At 72.2% G+C, this 18,064-nt stretch carries 8 protein-coding genes; 6 read left to right on the top strand and 2 right to left on the bottom strand.

Annotation, left to right across the window (positions count from 1 at the left end; genetic code table 11):
• The first annotated feature begins 72 nt into the window (after positions 1-72).
• The 5 genes from ACYVO2_RS00555 (at position 73) to ACYVO2_RS00575 (ending at position 14,693) form a co-directional block, all read left to right on the top strand.
• Positions 73-3,585: a tubulin-like doman-containing protein gene (locus tag ACYVO2_RS00555; RefSeq protein WP_461005480.1), complete on the top strand. Its 3,513-nt coding sequence runs from the start codon at positions 73-75 to the stop codon at positions 3,583-3,585.
• The gene (locus tag ACYVO2_RS00560; protein WP_461005481.1) at positions 3,582-6,107 is read left to right on the top strand and encodes a hypothetical protein; all 2,526 of its coding nucleotides are present in this window, start codon (positions 3,582-3,584) and stop codon (positions 6,105-6,107) included. The genes ACYVO2_RS00555 and ACYVO2_RS00560 overlap by 4 nt, the downstream gene beginning before the upstream one ends.
• A 73-nt stretch (positions 6,108-6,180) precedes the next feature.
• On the top strand, positions 6,181-8,301 hold the full coding sequence (locus tag ACYVO2_RS00565; RefSeq protein ID WP_461005482.1) for a serine/threonine-protein kinase: 2,121 nt from the start codon (positions 6,181-6,183) through the stop codon (positions 8,299-8,301).
• Positions 8,298-10,253 carry a hypothetical protein gene (locus tag ACYVO2_RS00570; RefSeq protein ID WP_461005483.1) on the top strand — a complete coding sequence of 652 codons (1,956 nt, stop codon included), beginning with the start codon at positions 8,298-8,300 and terminating at the stop codon, positions 10,251-10,253. Before ACYVO2_RS00565 ends, ACYVO2_RS00570 begins: the two co-directional genes overlap by 4 nt.
• Before the next feature lie 501 nt (positions 10,254-10,754).
• Positions 10,755-14,693, top strand: coding sequence for a glycoside hydrolase family 2 TIM barrel-domain containing protein (locus ACYVO2_RS00575; protein ID WP_461005484.1), 3,939 nt, complete (start codon positions 10,755-10,757; stop codon positions 14,691-14,693).
• Positions 14,694-14,833: 140 nt separating this feature from the next.
• On the opposite strand, the gene ACYVO2_RS00580 is transcribed toward ACYVO2_RS00575, so the two are convergent.
• Both ACYVO2_RS00580 and ACYVO2_RS00585 read right to left on the bottom strand, forming a co-directional pair.
• Complete coding sequence (locus ACYVO2_RS00580; protein ID WP_461005485.1) at positions 14,834-16,027, bottom strand: hypothetical protein; 1,194 nt, start codon at positions 16,025-16,027, stop codon at positions 14,834-14,836.
• 113 nt (positions 16,028-16,140) lie between these two features.
• Positions 16,141-17,409, bottom strand: coding sequence for an OmpA family protein (locus ACYVO2_RS00585; protein ID WP_461005486.1), 1,269 nt, complete (start codon positions 17,407-17,409; stop codon positions 16,141-16,143).
• Positions 17,410-17,525: 116 nt separating this feature from the next.
• On the opposite strand from ACYVO2_RS00585, the gene ACYVO2_RS00590 reads away from it, so the two are divergent.
• Positions 17,526-18,062 carry a hypothetical protein gene (locus ACYVO2_RS00590; RefSeq protein WP_461005487.1) on the top strand — a complete coding sequence of 179 codons (537 nt, stop codon included), beginning with the start codon at positions 17,526-17,528 and terminating at the stop codon, positions 18,060-18,062.
• Positions 18,063-18,064: the final 2 nt, after the last annotated feature.

Below are 18,064 nucleotides of genomic sequence, written 5' to 3' on the forward strand. Positions count from 1 at the left end.
GCGCCGCGAGGAATCCACGGACGTGACGAGCACGAACCCGCGGCCGCACCGGTCGTGAGCGGGGAGGGAACCATGAAGATCTTCCAGCCGATGCTCTTCGTCGGCCTGGGCGGCACCGGCGGTCTGGTCGGTGCCGAACTGGAACGCAGGCTGCGCGCCGAGCTGTGCGGCCCGGACGGAGTCGCGCTGAGCCGTCTGAGCGGCCACGCCCCCTACCAGTTGCCGGATTGCCTCCAGTTCGTGTACGCGGACTACAGCGAGAGCGATCTCCAGCGGCTGCCGCAGTTCAACGTGGACCCGTCCCTGCGGGCCGCGTACGCCCGCACCTCCCGGGCCACCCACAACCTGCTGCCGAACTTCGACAGCTCCCCGGAGGTGACCAAGATGCTGCGGGCGAGCCTGCGCGAGGAGGTCGCCGATTGGCTGCCGCCGCGCATCGGCGAGCCCAAGGTCACCCCTTTGCACAACGGTGCCGGTCAGTTGCCCACCGTGGGACGCGCCGCCCTGTTCGCCACGCTCCGGTACGGCCTCGCCCCCGTTCTGGAGCCGCTGCTCCAGGCGATCGACGCGATCGCGAAGTCGGCGGGCGAGCTGAGTGAACTCGGTGGGGGCAAGGTCAACGGCTGCGACGTGTTCGTCGCCTTCTCGGTGGCCGGCGGTACCGGTGCCGGCATCTTCCTCGACTACCTGCACCTGATCAATTACGCGTTCCAGGTGCGCCGTTTCGACGGAGTCAAGATCTACCCGCTGGTCGTGATGCCGTCGTCGTTCTCCACGGCCGCCGGCGGCGGACGGGAGGCGGAGCTCAACTCGGCCCGTGCACTGGTCGACCTGTTCCGGTTGGTCGACGCGCAGAACGCGCCGACGGAGGGCGCGGAGATCGGCGACCTCGACCACGAAGCCGGGCTCGCCATCCGCTACCCGGGGACGACGCCGATCCGGCTTCGGACCGGCATCCTGCCCACGGCGTTCCTGTTCAGCCCGACCGCGGGTATCCGCCCCGACGACCTGCGCCGCTCCATCGTCTCCCTGGTGATGTCGCTGATCGGCACCGAACTGGGCGACGGCCGCTCCAGGGGCAGGAAGACGACGGCCGACGACGACTTCCAGACCTTCTCCGCGAGCTTCATCAACCGGGGAGTCCACCGCAGCGCCCTGTCCCCCACCGGGATCGGCCGGCAGGGCGTCTCCACCAGCCTGGTGGCCTCCATGACCGCGCCGATGGACCAATTGGCCGACCTGGTGGCGGGCAGGTTGCTGCGGGAGGCGGTCACGGGCCTGGTGGCGCGCCCGCGTACCGCGTCGCGCGACAGCGCGGCGCCGCTGATCCGGCAGCTCTTCGCCGACGCGCAGCTCGAACAGCTCTGGGAACGCAGGCAGTTGCCCGTCGCGGAGCCCGATCCGCTGCCGCGCGGCGGCAAGAACATCGAGCTGGCACTGGGTGAGCGGATCGCGGACATGCAGCGGCTGCTGTCCGATCTGAGGTCCGTCGCCGATCGCCAGGCCGCCTCGATGGCAGACCGTTTCGCCCCCCGTCCCGCCATCGACAAGCTGCTCCAGACCGTGGATCCGTTCCTCGCGGAACGCGTCGTCAGGGGCGCCCCGGACAGCGACGACCCGATGGCCAGACTCGGCTTCCTCGGCATGGTGGACAGTCGTGCCCGCGCTCCGCACCGGCCGTCCGGGGTGACGGAGCAACCCCCCAAGGTCCCGCGGATCAGGGGTCGGCTGGCCGGCATGTCACCGGCCCGCTGGGGCGACGACGACGTGCAGGCTGCCCTCCGGGAGCAGGACGCCTGGTACCAGTGGCGCTGCCGTACCGTGTGGCACGAGGCGTGGCGGGAGCAGCAACAGCACTGGCAGCCCCAGGCGGACACGGCCGGGGCCGACCTCGGGCGCCTGGTGAACGCCTTCCGCAGGCACTGCGACCAGGAGCGGAAGGTGTCCGCCCAAAAGGGCCTGGAGCTGTACGAGGAGCGCACCGGCATCTCGTACCTGCTGCCGCCGCAGCGCACCCTCAACCACTTCTACGAGGACGTGGTCACCCGGCTGGTCCGCAGGGAGGGACTGCGCGAGACCGACGACGAGGCCGCGCTCCTGCTCAAGCTGGTCGACGGGGACACCTGGCGCTCGGTCCACCTGCTCAGCCGGCGAAACCCCGAGGGCGCCGTGGCGAACGTCAAGGCGCTGCTGGAGGCCCGCATCACGCGACTGTTCGCCGAGAGCGGCGCGCATCTGGAGGAGCGTCCCCTGCTGCCGCCCATGAGCACGCTGCTGGCCGCGGCGGCCGGCGACGCGGACGCCGCCGACCAGGTCAGCAAGGAGGCGCTCGACCTGTTCGGCCGCAAACTGACCGGGCTGCTGCCGGTGGGGTTCACCCCGGAGGGCACGGGGCCGCTGCGGGTCCTCGTCACCCATCCGCGCGTGCAGGCCGTTGAGGAGGTGCAGGAGTACCTCGGCAAGACGCTGCGGCTCCCCTCGGACGCCAAGAACTCGGTGGAGTACCGGGGAGTGGAGAGCGACTCGGTCACCGTCGTCCTCTTCCGCAGCGAGATGAGCCTCACCCAGGTCCCCGAGGCCCGCAAGGTGCTCCGCCAGTGGGCCAGGGCGAAGGACTCCGAGCAGGCCCAGGACGTGCTGCGCTGGCGCCAGCGGCTCGGCTACCAGGACAGTTGGATGGTCAGCAGCGAGGAGGACCGCCGCACCATCCTGCACCGGCTGCTGTGCTGCATGTGGAACGGCCAGGTGGACGTGGTGGAGGGCGACCCGGCGTCGCCGGAGCGCATCCGGCTGCGGCTGTTCGCCGACAAGGGCGCACACGTGCCCGGCGTCCGGCTGCGGCTGGGGGACTTCCCCGGTGGCGTGTCGAGCTGGGCCGAGCTGCTGCGTTCCTATGAGCGCTGGACGGTCCTCGACGACGAGCGGATCGTCGAGGACTACTGCCGCGAGCTGATGGGCGCGCAGCCGCTGGGGCTGGCGCGGTCGGGCAGCGAGCCGCATCCGCTCTTCGTCGACCTGGTCGAGAAGATCGCCCCGCGCCAGTTGGAGCTGCTTGCGGAACGCAGGGAGCGCAGCGGCGAGCGGGTCGAGGGATGGGTGCGGCCGCTGTGGGAGTTCTGGGCGGAGACGCTGCCGACCGCTCTGGACACCGAGTTCGGGGACCAGCGAGCCGTCCAGCCGACCCTGCGCACGCTGCTGGAGCACGTCCGCGGCGGTCCTGCGGGGCCGCGGGTCCGCGACGAGCTCACCGAGCTCCGGCCCGCTGCGGCCGATGACGATGACTGGGGCACCGCACCACGCACCACCTCCTACCGGGCGTACCGGGGCGATGACGGCGACGAGCGTCCGCGGCGTGCCTCCGTGGACGACCTCGACGAGTCCTCCGACGGCTCCCGGGGCGACGGCGCGGGGCGTGCCCGCCCGACCGTCCGCTACGACCACGACGAGTACGGCGCCGATGACCGCTCCCGGGGCGGGGCCCGGCTCCCGGCGCCGTGGGACGAGGCGGTTGACCCTCGCACCCACGACGACGCCGGCGAGCGCGACCGCTCACGCCGCGACCCCTGGGACGGTGACGCCCAGTGAGCGTGCGTGCGGACACCAATGCCGTCATCCTGCTGGACCTGCGGGCCTGGGCGGAAGAGCTCGACACCGCTCAGGCCCTGCGGGCGAGAGTCGCCCGGCAGTTGGGCCGGGCCGGGCTGCCGGAACCGGACGATCCACTGTTCCTGGTGGTTGACACCCCGGCCGGGCTCACCGACCACGAAGCGCAGTACGAACTGCTCACCGGTTACCGGGCCGTGGGTGAGGTCCGGATCCTCGTCCTGCTGGTCGGCAGCCCGCCGGGAACGTCCGCCGACGAGGACGAGGCGTTGCAGCCCGATCGGCGGCTGGTGAGGCCCGCGGTGTTGCGGAACCCGGGCGCCGGGCTGCTGTGGGTGGGCGATCTGCGGTCTGCTCGCACGGCGCTCGAGCAGCCCCTGCCCGACGATCCGGACGCGCTCGCGGTCCTGGTGGACGTGCTGTCGGTCCCGGACCTCCACCTCGGGGTGCTGCACGGCCTCGGAACGCTGCCCGACGCCGTCGCCGCCCCCGGGGTGCGGCTGCTGGAGCAGGATCTGCCGCCGGAGGTGCGCGACCGGGCCTGGCGCGACGCGCTCACCCGGTTCGCGGGCGCGGACACCGAGCCCTCGCCGGACGTGCCGGCGGGCGCGTCCCAAGCCGATCTGCCCGAACTGCTGCGAGGGCTGGTGGCGGACCGCCGACGCCGGGACCGGGCACATCGGGAGCCCGGCGGGGTGGCGGACGACAGGTACCGTGCGTGTGCGGAGGCGCTCGGCGGCGCCGACGAGGCGCTGGACGGACTGGGGACGCTGCCCGGGCTGCTGAGGGTGTCCTGTCGCGAGGTGTTCGAGGCGAACCTCGACCAGGCGCGCCAAGCGCTCGACGCGTACCGGGATCTCGTCGGCACGGCGTTGAGCGGCGGTGCCACGGCGTCCACCGCCGAGTCGGCGGCCCGGTTCGCGACTTTCGGCCTGCGGGTGCCCTCGGCCGAGGGCACGGGCGAGCGGATCGGCGAGGGCTTGAAGGAGTACGCCGGCAAACTGCTGGACCGAGGGCTCGCCCTGCGCTCGGTGGCCCAGCGCTTCACCGCTCTGGCCGGGCAGGTGGAGCCGGTGCCGAGTTCCGCGCTGCTGCCGAGGCTCGACGGCTACTCCCCGGAAGTGGTGGCCCGGCGGCCCGGGTCGGGGGGGCCGCTGCCGGGGCCCGTGGTGGCCGGTCCGGTGGCTGCGGTAGTGGCGGGGTTGGCGGGTGCGCTGTGGCAGGGGCCTCTCCTCGTCCTCACGCTCGCCGTGCCGCTGCTGTTCATCGGCATGGCGGCCCTCGGGACGGCCCGGTTGCGGGACCCGGAACGCCCCGGCCGTCGCCCCATTGCCCTCGGCGCCGCGGCTTTGGGAGGCGCCGCGGTCGGGGTGGCGCTGGCCCACGCCACCGAGCCCCCGCTCTGGCTGAGCACCATCGGTCTGCTGGTGGGCCTCGGCGCCACGGCGGAGACGATGCGCCGGCTGTGGCGGGCCGCGGTCGCCTCCTGGAGCCCGGGCCACGCGACCGCCGCACTGCGGTGGGCCCTGGACGGGCTCGATGCCCTGCTGGCCGAGGCGGTCTGGGAACACTGGGCCGTTGAGGACCGCTTGTACTGCGCTGATGCCGCCCGGTCGGTCGCCGGCATGCTGCGGGCGACGGCACTCGCCGCGGAGGCCGAGGCGGGGCTCGAGCCGGAGCGGCTCGCGACCGCCGGCGCGGGCGACACCGGGACACCCGCCGAGGACGACTGGCTCTTCGGTGCCTCGGCACTGGAGACGGACCCCTTGGCCGCGTCCGACGACGAGGACGGAGACTGGGCGAGCGCGTACACCTGGCAGGACGGGCCGTCGTGGGATGAGCCCGCCGAGGAGAAGAGTCCGGCCGGGCTGGATCCCGGGTGGAACGAGCACACCTCGCGAGGACCGCGCTGGCTGGACCACGAGGCCGGGGAGGGTGGACCTGAGCTGGTCGCCACCCTGGCCGCCGACTTGGCGGACGCCGCCCTGGTGGCGATGGCGCCCTACTGGGGTGCCGTCCAACGCGGCCAAGCCGGCGCCCTCGCCGTCCGGCGCACCGAGGAACGGGTTCGTGACCTGCTGTCGGCCGTCCGCCGGCACCTTCACCACAACGGGGTGCTGTCCCCGCCCCCGTTCGCCGCCACCCGCCGAGTCCGCCCCACCTCGGCGAGGCTGCTGGGCACCGATCCGCACCGACTGGCCGAACTGGTGGGAGCGGACGCCGACCGGCAGGCCGTGGTCCAGCTTTCGTCGCCCGAGCAGGGAACGCTGCTCAGTCGTGACCCGGCGGCTGCGATTTGGATCAGGTTCGCCCCGCAGGCCATGCGCGACGAGGTCGAGAAGGACTGGCGGACGTCCGGTTCCCCCCAGCCCGAGGAGGTGCTGTGGACGTCGTCGGGACGGTATGCCGGCCTGGTGCGGCTCACCCCGCTGCGGATGGGCGTGGTGGACACCGTCCGGCCCCACCAGGGTCCCGGGCCCGAGCGGACGGACGCGTACGAGTGAGGGGACGGCGACTGCGCATGGGTTCCGCTCCGCGCCCCGGACCCGGGCACAGGTACGAGCGAGGGGGCCGTCGGTGACGAGCACGACGCACTCCCCCACGGTGGAGCCGAGCGATCCGCGGTCGGCCGTACTCGCGTTCACCGTCCCCTCGGGGCGGCGCCGGGTCGCCTCGATCCGGTTCGGCCGCGAGTCCCGCCGCGATCGGCTGCTGCCCCAGTTGGTCCGCAACAGTCTGATCGAGGACGAGGGGCAGCAGTGCGTGCAAGTACGCCTGACGCCCGCCGACGCACGGAACCCGGCGGCGCGCGCGCTGCTGGAGACGGAGGCGGGCACCGCCCTGCAACTGCGCCGTGCGCTCGACGAGTCGGAGTACGCGGCGCTCTTCCCGAGGATCATCGGCTACGAGCTGGACGCGGCCGAGCCCTTCCTGCTGTACGCCGCGCCGCGCGGCATCGCCGCCGGGCGGACGCACGTGATGTCCGCGACCGACCAGCGGATCCTCGCCCGGGACCTGATGCTGGCCCTGTGCCTGCTGGACCGGCTGGGCCTGGTGCCACGTGGCGTCTCGCCGGCCACCGTGCTCTGGGACGGCGCCTCCGTGCAGCTCTGGGGGCTCGAGGGGGTGACGCGCACCGGATGGCCCAGAAGGCCGTGGGGGCGGTCGCCCTACTGCTCACCCGAACAACGCCGGGGCGAAGGTCTCGCCGACTCCCGGGACGCGGTGTGGAGCGCCGCCCAGGTCCTGTACCAGTTGGTGACCGGACGGCTCGGTCCCCCGGACCGGGCACCCGCCGACCTCGGTGAGCACCGGGTGCTCGCCCGGACGTTGCGCGGGGCGTTCGCCCTGCGGGCGGCCGACCGGCCGACGCCCGCCCAACTGCTCGACCTCCTCGCGCCGGAGGCCGCCCGGCGCGTGGTGCTCACCGTTCCCGCCGACGGCACGGGCCCTCATCGGGAGGCATTCGACGAGGCGCTGCGCGCCAAGCGCCGGGTACCTGCCACGGGACCGCGGCAGTGGTCCGGTGAGACAGCCGGGCGGGGCGACGGCGAGGTGCTCTGCCCGTACTGCCAGGAGCCCCTCCAGCTCGACCTCGGCTCCCTGTTCGTCACGGGCAGCAGGATGCAGTACCAGCCCTTGGACCTCTCACGCATCGGCAACCCCGTGCGTCGGCAGGACGTACTGCGCGGCGCCGTGCAGAAGTGCGCGGCGGACCCGGACTTCCCCGAGCATTTCATCCCGGTGCCCTACCTCACCCACGGCCGCCCGCTGACCGTCGCGATGGTCGGGCAGTCCTCCACCGGCAAAAGTCACCTGCTGACCCAGATGATCGCGGCGATCACCGACGGGGGTCTCGAGCCGTTCGGCCTGACGTGGCAGTCCGTCAACCCGGAGCAGCACGCGCGGTTCGTCCGGGAGCGGGTGCAGCCCCTGCGCAGCGGCAAGGTCCTGGACCACACCATCGGCCTGGGGCTGGACGGTTTCGCCCGCTTCGCGGAGTCCCTCCTGATCACCGACGTCCATGGGCAGGTGCGTCCGGTCGCCTTCTTCGACCTCGGCGGCGAGGACCTGGTGCGGACCGACGGGGCGATGCGGTTCCTGCTCGGTGTCGACGCCCTGGTCTTCGTCGTCGACCCGGCGCTGGCCCTCCCGCTGCCGCAACTGGACCACGTCAGGGAGCGCTGGGGTGTGGAGGTGAACCGGGACGGCGACCTCGCCTTCGGCACGGTTCTGGACCGTCTGCCGAAGAACGGCCCGTATCTGGATGTGGCGGCCGCGGTGGTACTGGCCAAGGCGGACCTGCTCAGATTCCAGCCGCCTGTCGACCGGTGGCTGAGCCGTCCGCCGGCCACCTCGCTCGATCCCGCGCTGATGCTCGAGGAGAGCCGGGACGTCTACGGGCTGCTGCGGCAGCACGCCGGCCAGGCCTGGCTGCGCCCCTTCGACGCGATCCGCCGGTGCACGCTGCACGTCGCGTCCGCCACCGGAGGGCAGGAGGACCACGGCCGCTATCCGGCGGGCTCGGGGCCCCGGCGTGTGCTGGAGCCGCTGCTGGCGCTGCTGGCGTTGCACGGGCTGATCGACGTGCCGGGCAGCGCCCAGGCGGGCGCACTGGGGGAGGCACCCGCGATCGAGGCGGTGCCGCGAGAGGAAGCAAGGGGATCCGGGGGATCCACGGGAGGGGGACCGCAGTGAGGGACTTCCAGGATCGGAGCCCGGCCCAGGAAGGCCGGGCCGACCTGCCCGGGCAGGACGGCGGGGGCGCCGCGGGCTCGGTGCATCAGGTCGTCTTCCGGTGGGACGGCAACCACGGCCGCCAAGGCACGGGCATGAGCGCCGTCGCCCATTCCTGTTCGGCCGAGCGTGCCGAGGAACTGGGCCGGGAGCTGGGTCCGCTGCTGTGGGTGTCCGGCGCGGCGGCCGCGCGGCAGAGCGTCGTGCGGACCCTGTCCCGGGACGGTGACGTCCTGCTCGTCCAGCGCTGGCCCACCACTGACCGGGGTGGCCGACCCAGCACCGTCAGCCACGTCCTGATCGGTGACTCCGGGACCCTCAAGACGCGCCAGTGCATCGGACTGGCGTACGGGGGGTGGGGCAGCAGCCGGGAGTCCGCCGAGAAGGTGTCCGGGCACCTGCGCATGGTCGAGTGCGCGAAGCTCGGCGACCTGGCGCGCAAACGGCTGCCGAGCATGCTTGCGCAGTTGCCGACGGTCGAGCACGCGCTGATCCTGGCCGCTGCGGAGTGGCTGCGCGATCCGTCGCAGCGGATCTCGCTGCTCGCGGAGGAGGGCAAGGAACTGCCCGGCTGGCCGGACCGGGACGCGGTGCCGCTGGTCTATCTGGGGCTGTTCCTGCTCTTCGGGCCCTGGCTGGGCCGCGAGTGGACGTTCGCCACCTACGACACGGTGGACACCCACCAACTGCGTCTGATGTGCGTCCCGCGCTGGGAGCCCGACGCGGCCGGGTCCGGGCCGCTGGCCCGCATCATGTGCCGTCGGCCGGCCACCCCTCAGCTCGAGCACCGGGTGGCGAGCCGGTTGGTGGGCCACCTCCTCGAGCATCCGCAGCAGCGACCCGGGGTCCCGGAGTTGGTCGAGGAACTCAGGGACGGCGCGTCGCTGGATTGGGCACAGCGGCGCGTCCGGTTGCAACGCATCCTCGCCGCCGACCGCCCGGCCGGCCCGGGCCTTGCCGGCATCGGGCACCGCTCCGCGGACCCGTCCGTGGAAGGGGAGGCGGATCGGCAGCCACCCCAGGCCGTGATCGCATCGCCGCGGCCCCTCGGGGAGCCGCACACGGAGCCCGCGTCCGTGGCCACTCCTCCGGTCGCGTCTCCGCGGCCCCCGCGGGGGTACGTCCACGGAGAGGCCCCACCCGAGGGCCCCCTTCCCGGGGGCGCCGACACGCACGCACTCCACCAGGACCTGCGCGACCGCGAGTGCGGAAATCCCGTGCGGCGTGATCTGCTGACGGCGCGGTTGCGCACGCAGCCCGACGAACTGCTCCTGCGGGAACTGCGCTCCGGTGAGTTGCCACCGGACTCGGTCCACCTGCTGTTGGACGAGCTGGGCTCCGCCGGCCGAATCGAGGTCAGGACGCCGCAGATGCGGCACGAGCTGTGCGCGGAGGTGCTCCGCAACGGCCTGTACCTCACGCCGCGTGGACAGGGCGCGGAGCCGGTGTCCCGGACGGCCATGACCGATCGGGCGGCCGCTCTCTTCTCCTGGGCAGTTGCCCCATTGGCCCGGGACGAACGCTATCTGCGTGATCTCCGGGAGCTGCTGCACCGCATGGTCCGGGACCGCCACCCCGCTGCGGGCAACTGGCTCCGGCAGACCATCATCGCACCGGCGAACGGTTTGGTCCCGGACCTCCCGCCCGTCCTGTGGCAGCAGATCCTGCGCGACATGGTCAGCCGGAACGACGCGGCCAACCACGCCACCCCGCCGCCCACGGCCGCCCCGCCGCCCACGGCCGCCCCGGTGCCGAAGGCGATCCCGAAGCCCTTCGTCACCGCGCAGACACCCCCGACCTTCACCGCTCGACTCTCGGAGCTCGCGAACAGCCCGGGCTGTGTGGTGGGCACCGGACTTGCAGTGATCGCTGTGCTCCTCACGGCCGTGGTTGTCTTTCTCATCGCCAGATGACGTCACGGTCTTCTTCGGTCGCCCGGCCGTCGGCTCCCACCAGCGGTACGCCTTGGCAACCACAGGAATCACAGGACTCAAAAGACGATCAGGAACCCACAAACATCGACACAATCATTGCTTGATTGTGTTCGAGATTCTAGGGTGAGCCTGGCTCAGCACCCGGGCGACCCCTGCGGCGCTGGGCGTCGAAGCGCTCCGTCCGTACCGCCCGTACACCGCACCGTCCCGCTGCGCCGGCCCGCCGGCCAGTGCTCGACGACGCGCCGAGCCCGGTCGCGATCCGTGCCGCCGCCGCCGGACTCCGGCGCCCCGCCGGACCACCCGCTCCCCCAGGACCGCCGCGCGGGCCCCGCGCGCCTCCCGGAACTCCGTCCACCCGCATGCACAGGATCCGACGTGTCCCCGGTCCGTGCGGCGCGCCGACGGTGCCGTGCCGCTCGGCGGGGCACCCTCCCCGCGCCTGCCCGTGGCCGGGGCGTCCCGAGGAAGGCCATGGCCATGCCGTACTCATCCGACGCACGCCCGTCCCCCGCCGACCAGCCCGCCCCGCCCCGGACGTTCGTCAGCCGGCGCCGTCTCCTGGAGGGGGGAGCCGCCGTCCTCGGCGGGCTCGCCCTGGCCGGGTCGCCCGCCGCGGCGTTCGCGGCCGGGCGGAGCGGGGCGGCCGACGGCCCTCCGGAATGGAACGACGGGTTCGGCGTCTTCCAGTTGGGCACCGAGCCGCCGCACACCACGCTGATGCCGTACGCCGACCTCGGGCAGGCGCTGGCCGGGGACCGCACGCGCTCGCCGTACCGGCTGAGCCTCGACGGGAAGTGGAAGTTCGCCTACGCGGACCGGCCCGACGACCGGGACCCCGACTTCCACCGCACCGACCTCGACGACTCCTCCTGGGACACCATCCCCGTCCCCTCCGTCTGGCAGTTGCACGGCTACGACTTCCCGATCTACGTCAACATCACCTACCCGTGGTGGGGCCCCAACGGCCTCGGCGAGGACGCGCAGCCGCCCGCCGCGCCGACCCGCTACAACCCCGTCGGCCAGTACAGACGGACCTTCACCGTGCCCCGGAGCTGGGCCGATCGGCGGACGTTCCTGCACTTCGAGGGGGTCAAGTCCGCCCACTACGTGTGGATCAACGGCGAGCTGGTCGGCTACCACGAGGACTCCTACGTCCCCGCGGAGTACGACATCACCTCGTACCTCAGGCCCGGCACCAACCAGATCGCGGTGGAGGTGTACCGCTACTCCGACGGCGACTGGCTGGAGGACCAGGACATGATCCGGCTGAGCGGGATCTTCCGCTCGGTCCACCTGTTCTCCACCCCGGCCGTGCACCTGCGCGACTTCAAGCTGGACACCCCGCTGAGCGACGGCTACACGGCGGCCGAGCTCTCGGTCACCGCGAGCGTGCGCGACTACGGCGGCGGGGCCGGGGCCGGGCAGTACTCCGTCGAGACGCAGTTGTACGACGCGCGCGGGCACGCGGTCTGGTCCCGGCCGCTGCACCAGGCCGTGGACCTCGGCTCCGCGCCGGCGGGCGAGGACGTGACCGTGCGGGCCGCGAAGGCCGTGCCGTCGCCGAGGCTCTGGTCGGCCGAGCACCCGAACCTGTACACCGCGGTGCTGCGGCTGCGCGACCCGGCGGGCAGGGTGATCGAGACGCTGTCGCACCGCGTCGGCTTCCGGGAGTTCGCGATCAAGGACGGGCTGATGCGCATCAACGGCCGTCCGGTCTCCTTCCGGGGCACCAACCGGCACGAGATGCACCCCGACCGCGGCACGGCCCTCACCCGCGCCGACATGGTCAAGGACATCGAGGTCGTCAAGCGAATGAACATCAACAGCGTCCGCACCTCGCACTACCCAAACAACCCGCTGTGGTACGAGCTCGCCGACGAGTACGGCCTGTACCTCGTGGACGAGGCGAACGTCGAGACCCACGCCGTCCGCGACCGGTACCCGGGCAACCACCCCGAGTGGAGCAGGGCGTGTGTGGCCCGTGCCCGGAACATGGTCCACCGCGACAAGAACCACGCCTCGGTGGTCATCTGGTCGCTCGGCAACGAGGCGGGCGGCGGCAGCACCTTCGTCGCCATGCGCGACTGGATCCGCTCCTACGACCCCACCCGCGTCATCCAGTACGAGGGCGACGACCGGCCCGAGATCAGCGACATCCGCTCGGAGATGTACGAGAGCCCCGCCCGCGTCGAGGCCCGCGCCAAGGACACCGGCGACACCCGGCCGTACGTCATGATCGAGTACTCCCACGCGATGGGGAACTCGAACGGCAACTTCAAGAAGTACTGGGACGTCATCCGCCGCCACGACGTCCTCCAGGGCGGCTGGATCTGGGACTTCGCGGACCAGTCACTGAGCTGGCCCACCCCGACGCGCAAGCTGTTCACCGAGTCCGGGCCCGGCGCGCTGCGCGGCGAGATCCTCGCCCCAGGCGGCACCTTCGACCGGGGCAAGGGCGTCAGCGGCGGCACCGTCTTCGCCCGCGACGCCCGGCTCGACATCACCGGCTCCCTGACGCTCGAGGCGTGGGTCACCCCGCACGTCACCGGCTACCACCAGCCCATCCTCGCCAAGGGCGACACCCAGTACGCGCTGAAGCAGACGAACAGGAACCTGGAGTTCTTCATCCACGGCGGCGGCCAGTGGGCCACCGCGAGCTGGGCGCTGCCGGACGACTGGACCGGCAGGGAGCACCACGTGGCGGGCGTCTTCGACGCGGACGCGGGCACCGTGACCCTGTACGTCGACGGCGCGGCGCGGGCCACCCGCACCACCACCCAGCGGCCCGCAGGCAACACCGCGCCGCTGGCGCTCGGCACCGACGTGGACAACTGGACCCGGGAGTTCAGCGGCACCATCAGGCGGGCCCGCGTCTACGCCCGCGCCCTGACCGCGGGCGAGCTGGCGTCGGAGGGGCGCGGCCCCGGCGACGACGGCGTGCGGTTCTGGTTCGACGCCGCCACCGTGGCGTTCACCGAGAAGCGGCCGAAGGACCGGACGTTCTTCGCCTACGGCGGCGACTGGCGCGACAACCCCAACGACGGCAACTTCGTCGCCGACGGCATCGTCACCGCCGACCGCGGGCACACCGGCAAGGCCGCGGAGGTCAAGCAGGTCTACCAGGCCGTCCAGGTCGCCCCCACCTCCGGCGGCGGCACCCTCACCTCGGGTGCGGTCACCCTCACCAACGAGTACCTGTTCACCAACCTCCGCGAGTTCGACGGCGGGTGGTCCCTCGTCGCCGACGGCGAGGTCGTGCAGCGCGGCAGACTGACCCGCGCCCAACTGGACGTCCCGCCGCTGACCGCCAAGGACATCACCGTGCCCGTGCGGCTCCCGGCCGACCCGGCGCCGGGCGCGGAGTACTTCCTGCACCTGTCGTTCACCACCAAGGAGCCCACCAAGTGGGCGAAGGCCGGCTTCGAGGTGGCCAGGCAGCAGCTCCCCCTGGACGTCGGCAGCCCGGCCGTGACCCCGGTGCCGCTGGAGAGCGTGCCGTCGCTGACCCACCGGGACGGCGCCGGCTCCGTCACGGTGACCGGCGACGGCTTCTCCGTCACCGTCGACAAGGGCAGCGGCGTCATCACCTCCTACGAGGCCGGCGGCGTCCCGCTGATCACCTCGGGGCCCGCGCCGAACTTCTGGCGGGCGCCCACCGACAACGACAAGGGCAACGGCCAGCACACCCGCAACCAGACCTGGCGCGACGCCGGCGCCGGCCGCGAGGTGACGGACGTCCGCGTGCGCGCCCTGCGCGACAAGGCCGTGGAGATCACCGTCAGCGGCACCCTGCCCACCACCGTGCGGTCCACCTACACCACCACCTACACGGTCTTCGGCAACGGCGAGATCAAGGTCGACAACACCCTGCGCCCGGGCGCCGCGACCCTCCCCTACATCCCGGAGGTCGGCACCCTGCTGTTCCTGCCGGGCCGCCTGGAGCACCTGCACTGGTACGGCCGCGGCCCCGAGGAGAACCACTGGGACCGCAACAACGGCACCGACGTCGGCCTGTACTCCGGGACCGTCTCCGGCCAGTGGACCCCCTACATCCGCCCGCAGGAGAACGGCGGGAAGACCGACGTCCGCTGGATCGCCCTCACCGACCGCCACGGCGCGGGCCTGCTGGCCACCGGCGAGCCCCTGCTGGAGGTCAACGCCTCCCACTTCACCCCCGAGGACCTGTCCTCCGGCGTGCGCCACGACTACCAGCTCACCCCCCGCGACGAGGTCGTCCTCCGCCTCAGCCACCGCCAGATGGGCGTGGGCGGCGACAACAGTTGGGGCGCCCACACCCACGACGAGTACAAGCTCCTCGCCAACCGCGACTACACGTACACGTACCGCCTGCGCCCCCTGAGCGACGTCCGCGACGCGACGAAACTCTCCCGGCGGCCCACGGCGGGGGAGGGGTAGGCGCCGGGCCGGGCCCGGGGCGGGGCTCCGGGCCCGGGCCCGGACTCGCGTCCTGCTGGCTGGACGCATCGTGACCCACGGCCGGTTCGCATGGGCTGTCCGTGCCTTCGCCGCTCTCCGGCCGCCCCAGGATGTCCCTGTCACGCCGGGGTGAGTTGCTGATCGATACGGGTGATGAGTTGGTCGCGGCGAGCACGCAGCTCCCCGGGGGCGCAGGTGGCGGCGACACGGTGGGCCTCGATCAAGGGGCCGAGTTCCGGCGGGGGCTCGACGACGCCGGAGAAGAGGGGCGCCATCCAATTGGGGGCCGGTACCTGGCCCATCCCGTCGCCCGAGAGGGCAGCGGGCGCGGGTGGCAGATGTCCTGCCTGGCCGTGAAGCATGCGGGCGGTGAGGATCGCCGCCTCCCACACGCGCATGCTCTCCAGACGCACGTGCGATGCCAGTTCGTCACGCATCGCGCACAGGTCGCTCCAGGCTTCTTCGTGCGCGCGCAGGGCTCCTCCAGCCCGCCGGGCGAGCCAGGCGTACGTCAGCCGGGCGCGCCGCAGGCTGCGGCCCGCCTCCGCGGCGCTGTCCGCGTACGGATTGTGGGCCACCACCTTCATTGTCACTGCGGTGATCGCGAGCACCAGCATCAGCATGGCCACCCAACCGGGTGCGTACCGGGAGCCTTGGATCTCTTCCTCGCCCACCGCGGTGTCCCGCGCTCGGAGGACTGCCCACACGGTGACGGTGGCCAGCACGGCGGTGAGGTAGAGCACAGGGAGGGCGAGTGAGGCGAGCAAACCGAGTCCCGGGCGGTCCCCGCGCAGGGAGCGCAGCCGTTCGCGCAGGTGGTGCACGGGAGGGGCGATCGCCTGGCCGGACAGCATGAGCGCCAGAGCCAGAACCACCCCGGGGAGGAAGGAGACTGCCTGCTCGACAGATGAGATGTTCTCCTCGGTGGTGGTGAGGTACTGGAAGACCCTCATGAAGTACCACGCGTCGAACACGGCCATGGCGGCGATGACCGGCCAGCGCAGCAGCCGTATCCACGTGTCGCGGCGGCGCCGGTCATACGGCCCGTCCTCTGCGTGCCGGGCGTTGACCGTCTCCTGCGCGGAGCGTGCTGCGCGCAGAGTGGCGGCGCATTCGAAACGTGCCAGGGCCTGCACCGCCTCTTCCGTTCTGGCGTGGGCATCGATGGTGCGAGCGCGGGCGGCGGCGAGCTGCTCGCGGTTGTGACTCACGAGTTCGGCGACATCGCGGACTGCGCGAAGCAGCATCCGCATCTCGCCGTTGTCCAGGCGCTCCGGATCGCGTTCGGGGCCCTGCTCCGCGCTCTTCACCATGTGCCGTATGTCGCACCCGCAGCCGTGGTGGCAGAGAGTGCCCCGATGAAACTGGGACATGCACGACGTCCTTCTGCATTGTGTTGGAACGGTCAAGGGCGGTGGCGATGCGCTCAGCCGCGCACGGCCACGGCGATCTCCACTCGGCGGTTGCAAGCCATGGCCGCGTAGTCGGGTATGCCTTCTCGATACTCGGGGGAGCAGCTAGGCCGGTCGTCGGAGTAGCCGCGCACAGAGGCAACCGGGATACCGCGCTGGGCGAGAGCAGAGCGTACGGCGTGTGCGCGAGCCAGGGACAGGTGCCTGCCCCGCTGCTCAGTGCCCCGCGAGTCGGTGTGGCCCGAGACGGCGACGGATACGGCGTCGAGCTCCTCGATGCGCCGTGCCGCGTCATCCAGGGCGCTTGTGGCTGCGGAGGTCAGCTCCGCGCGGTCTGTGTCGAACAGGACGGAACCGGGGAGGGTGATCGTGGTCACTCGCCCCGTCGGCCGTTCGGAGACCGCAGGGAAGGAGACCTCGGGTTCGGGCTTGCCCGCTGGGGTGTTCCTGCCTGCCGCCTTCATCTTGGCGCTCGGGGCCACCTTGCACGAGAGGGCCCCGGTGGCCTCGCACAGCCGGGACCAGAGCCTGACCAGCCAGGCTGTCTGCGGTGACGACGGTGCCTTCCCGGAAGCGCTGCGGCCGATGCCGACGAGGTTCACCTCGGCGCCCGTCAGATCGGGCAGTTCACCGGCCTCGTGACAGCGGTTGACCACTGCCTTGATCTCCTCGTCGCCGTCAAAGCCAGCGGAACGCAGATCGGCGCAACCGGTGTTGGTCAGCCCGTCGGTCGCCACAAGGACTCTCCGACTGCCGCCGGAGGCGAGCTGGTCGGCGGCCGCGGCGAGCGCCCCGAGCACGTCCGTGCGGTCGGCGGCCGGTGATGTGGTGGAAGTCCGACGGAGCTGCTTGTCCAGACAGTCGGCCCGGGCGTTGCGCCGGTCCTTCTTGAGGGTGTCGTTGCCCTCGACCGGCTTGACGGGCGCGTGGTCCACCGTCCAGTCGACGGTTGCCCGAGTCCCGTCGAAACCCGCGATGGAGAGGGAGCGGCCCTCCAACAGTGACAGGGAGAGCCACTGAGAGGACAGCAGGGTGGAGGCCCAGTCCGGCACCCGGGTGTCCTCTGCCGTGGTCCGGTTGGGCCGCGCGGAGAAGCTGCGGTCCACCAGCACTGCGGTCTGCGGCTGGGGCGCGTGCACTTCATCGGAGCCATGGTCCAGCCAGGCGCAGGGGCGCGACTCGGGCGTGTCGAAGGCGCCGCAGCCACTGCCCGCCACCAGGGCGGTCAGTGCCAGGGCGCTGGCCACGAACTGGCCCGGGCGTGTTTGCGACAGATAGCTCATAAGCTCTCCTAAATGGGATGAATGCGCATTTATGACTGTTGTCGAGGCTTGCCAGGGCTGTTACTGGGAGGGTCCGAGCCGCTTTTCACCGGGAGGTTCCTGTGTCCGGTTCTGTCTTGGCCAACAGCACCAGCGCCCGTCCCACGGGGACGGACGACGAAGCAACGCTGGGCCTTCGATCGGGATTGGCCGTGTACGCCTCGCTTCAGGGAGCGGCCCAGTTCGCCGACGCGAAGCTCGGGGTTCTGGTGGCTGTCCAGGCGGGATTAATGGCCGTCTCCGTGCCGCAGGGCGGTGCGGTCCGGCAAGCATGGGAACGCGGCGGGCCCGGGGCTTGGGTGGCGGTCGGCTTGCTGGTGCTGCACCTGGCGGCGTTCTTGCCCGCCGTCTACTGCGCCGTCCAGGCACTGCGACCCCGGTTGGGACCGCCGCCCGCTCCCAACCGGTTCAGCCTGCCGCTGCTGGCCACCCTCGACGGAACTCCGCCGACACCCGGTGAGGCCCGGGAGCGGGACGAGGTATGGCAGCTCATCCCGGTATTGGCGAGGGTGGCCATGACCAAGCACCGGTATGTCGGCCGCAGCGTCATGTGGACGGGCCTGATGGCGGCGGCCGCCGGGCTCTCCGCACTGATCGGTCCTCTGGTGGCCTGAGC

Source organism: Streptomyces capparidis (assembly GCF_054782095.1).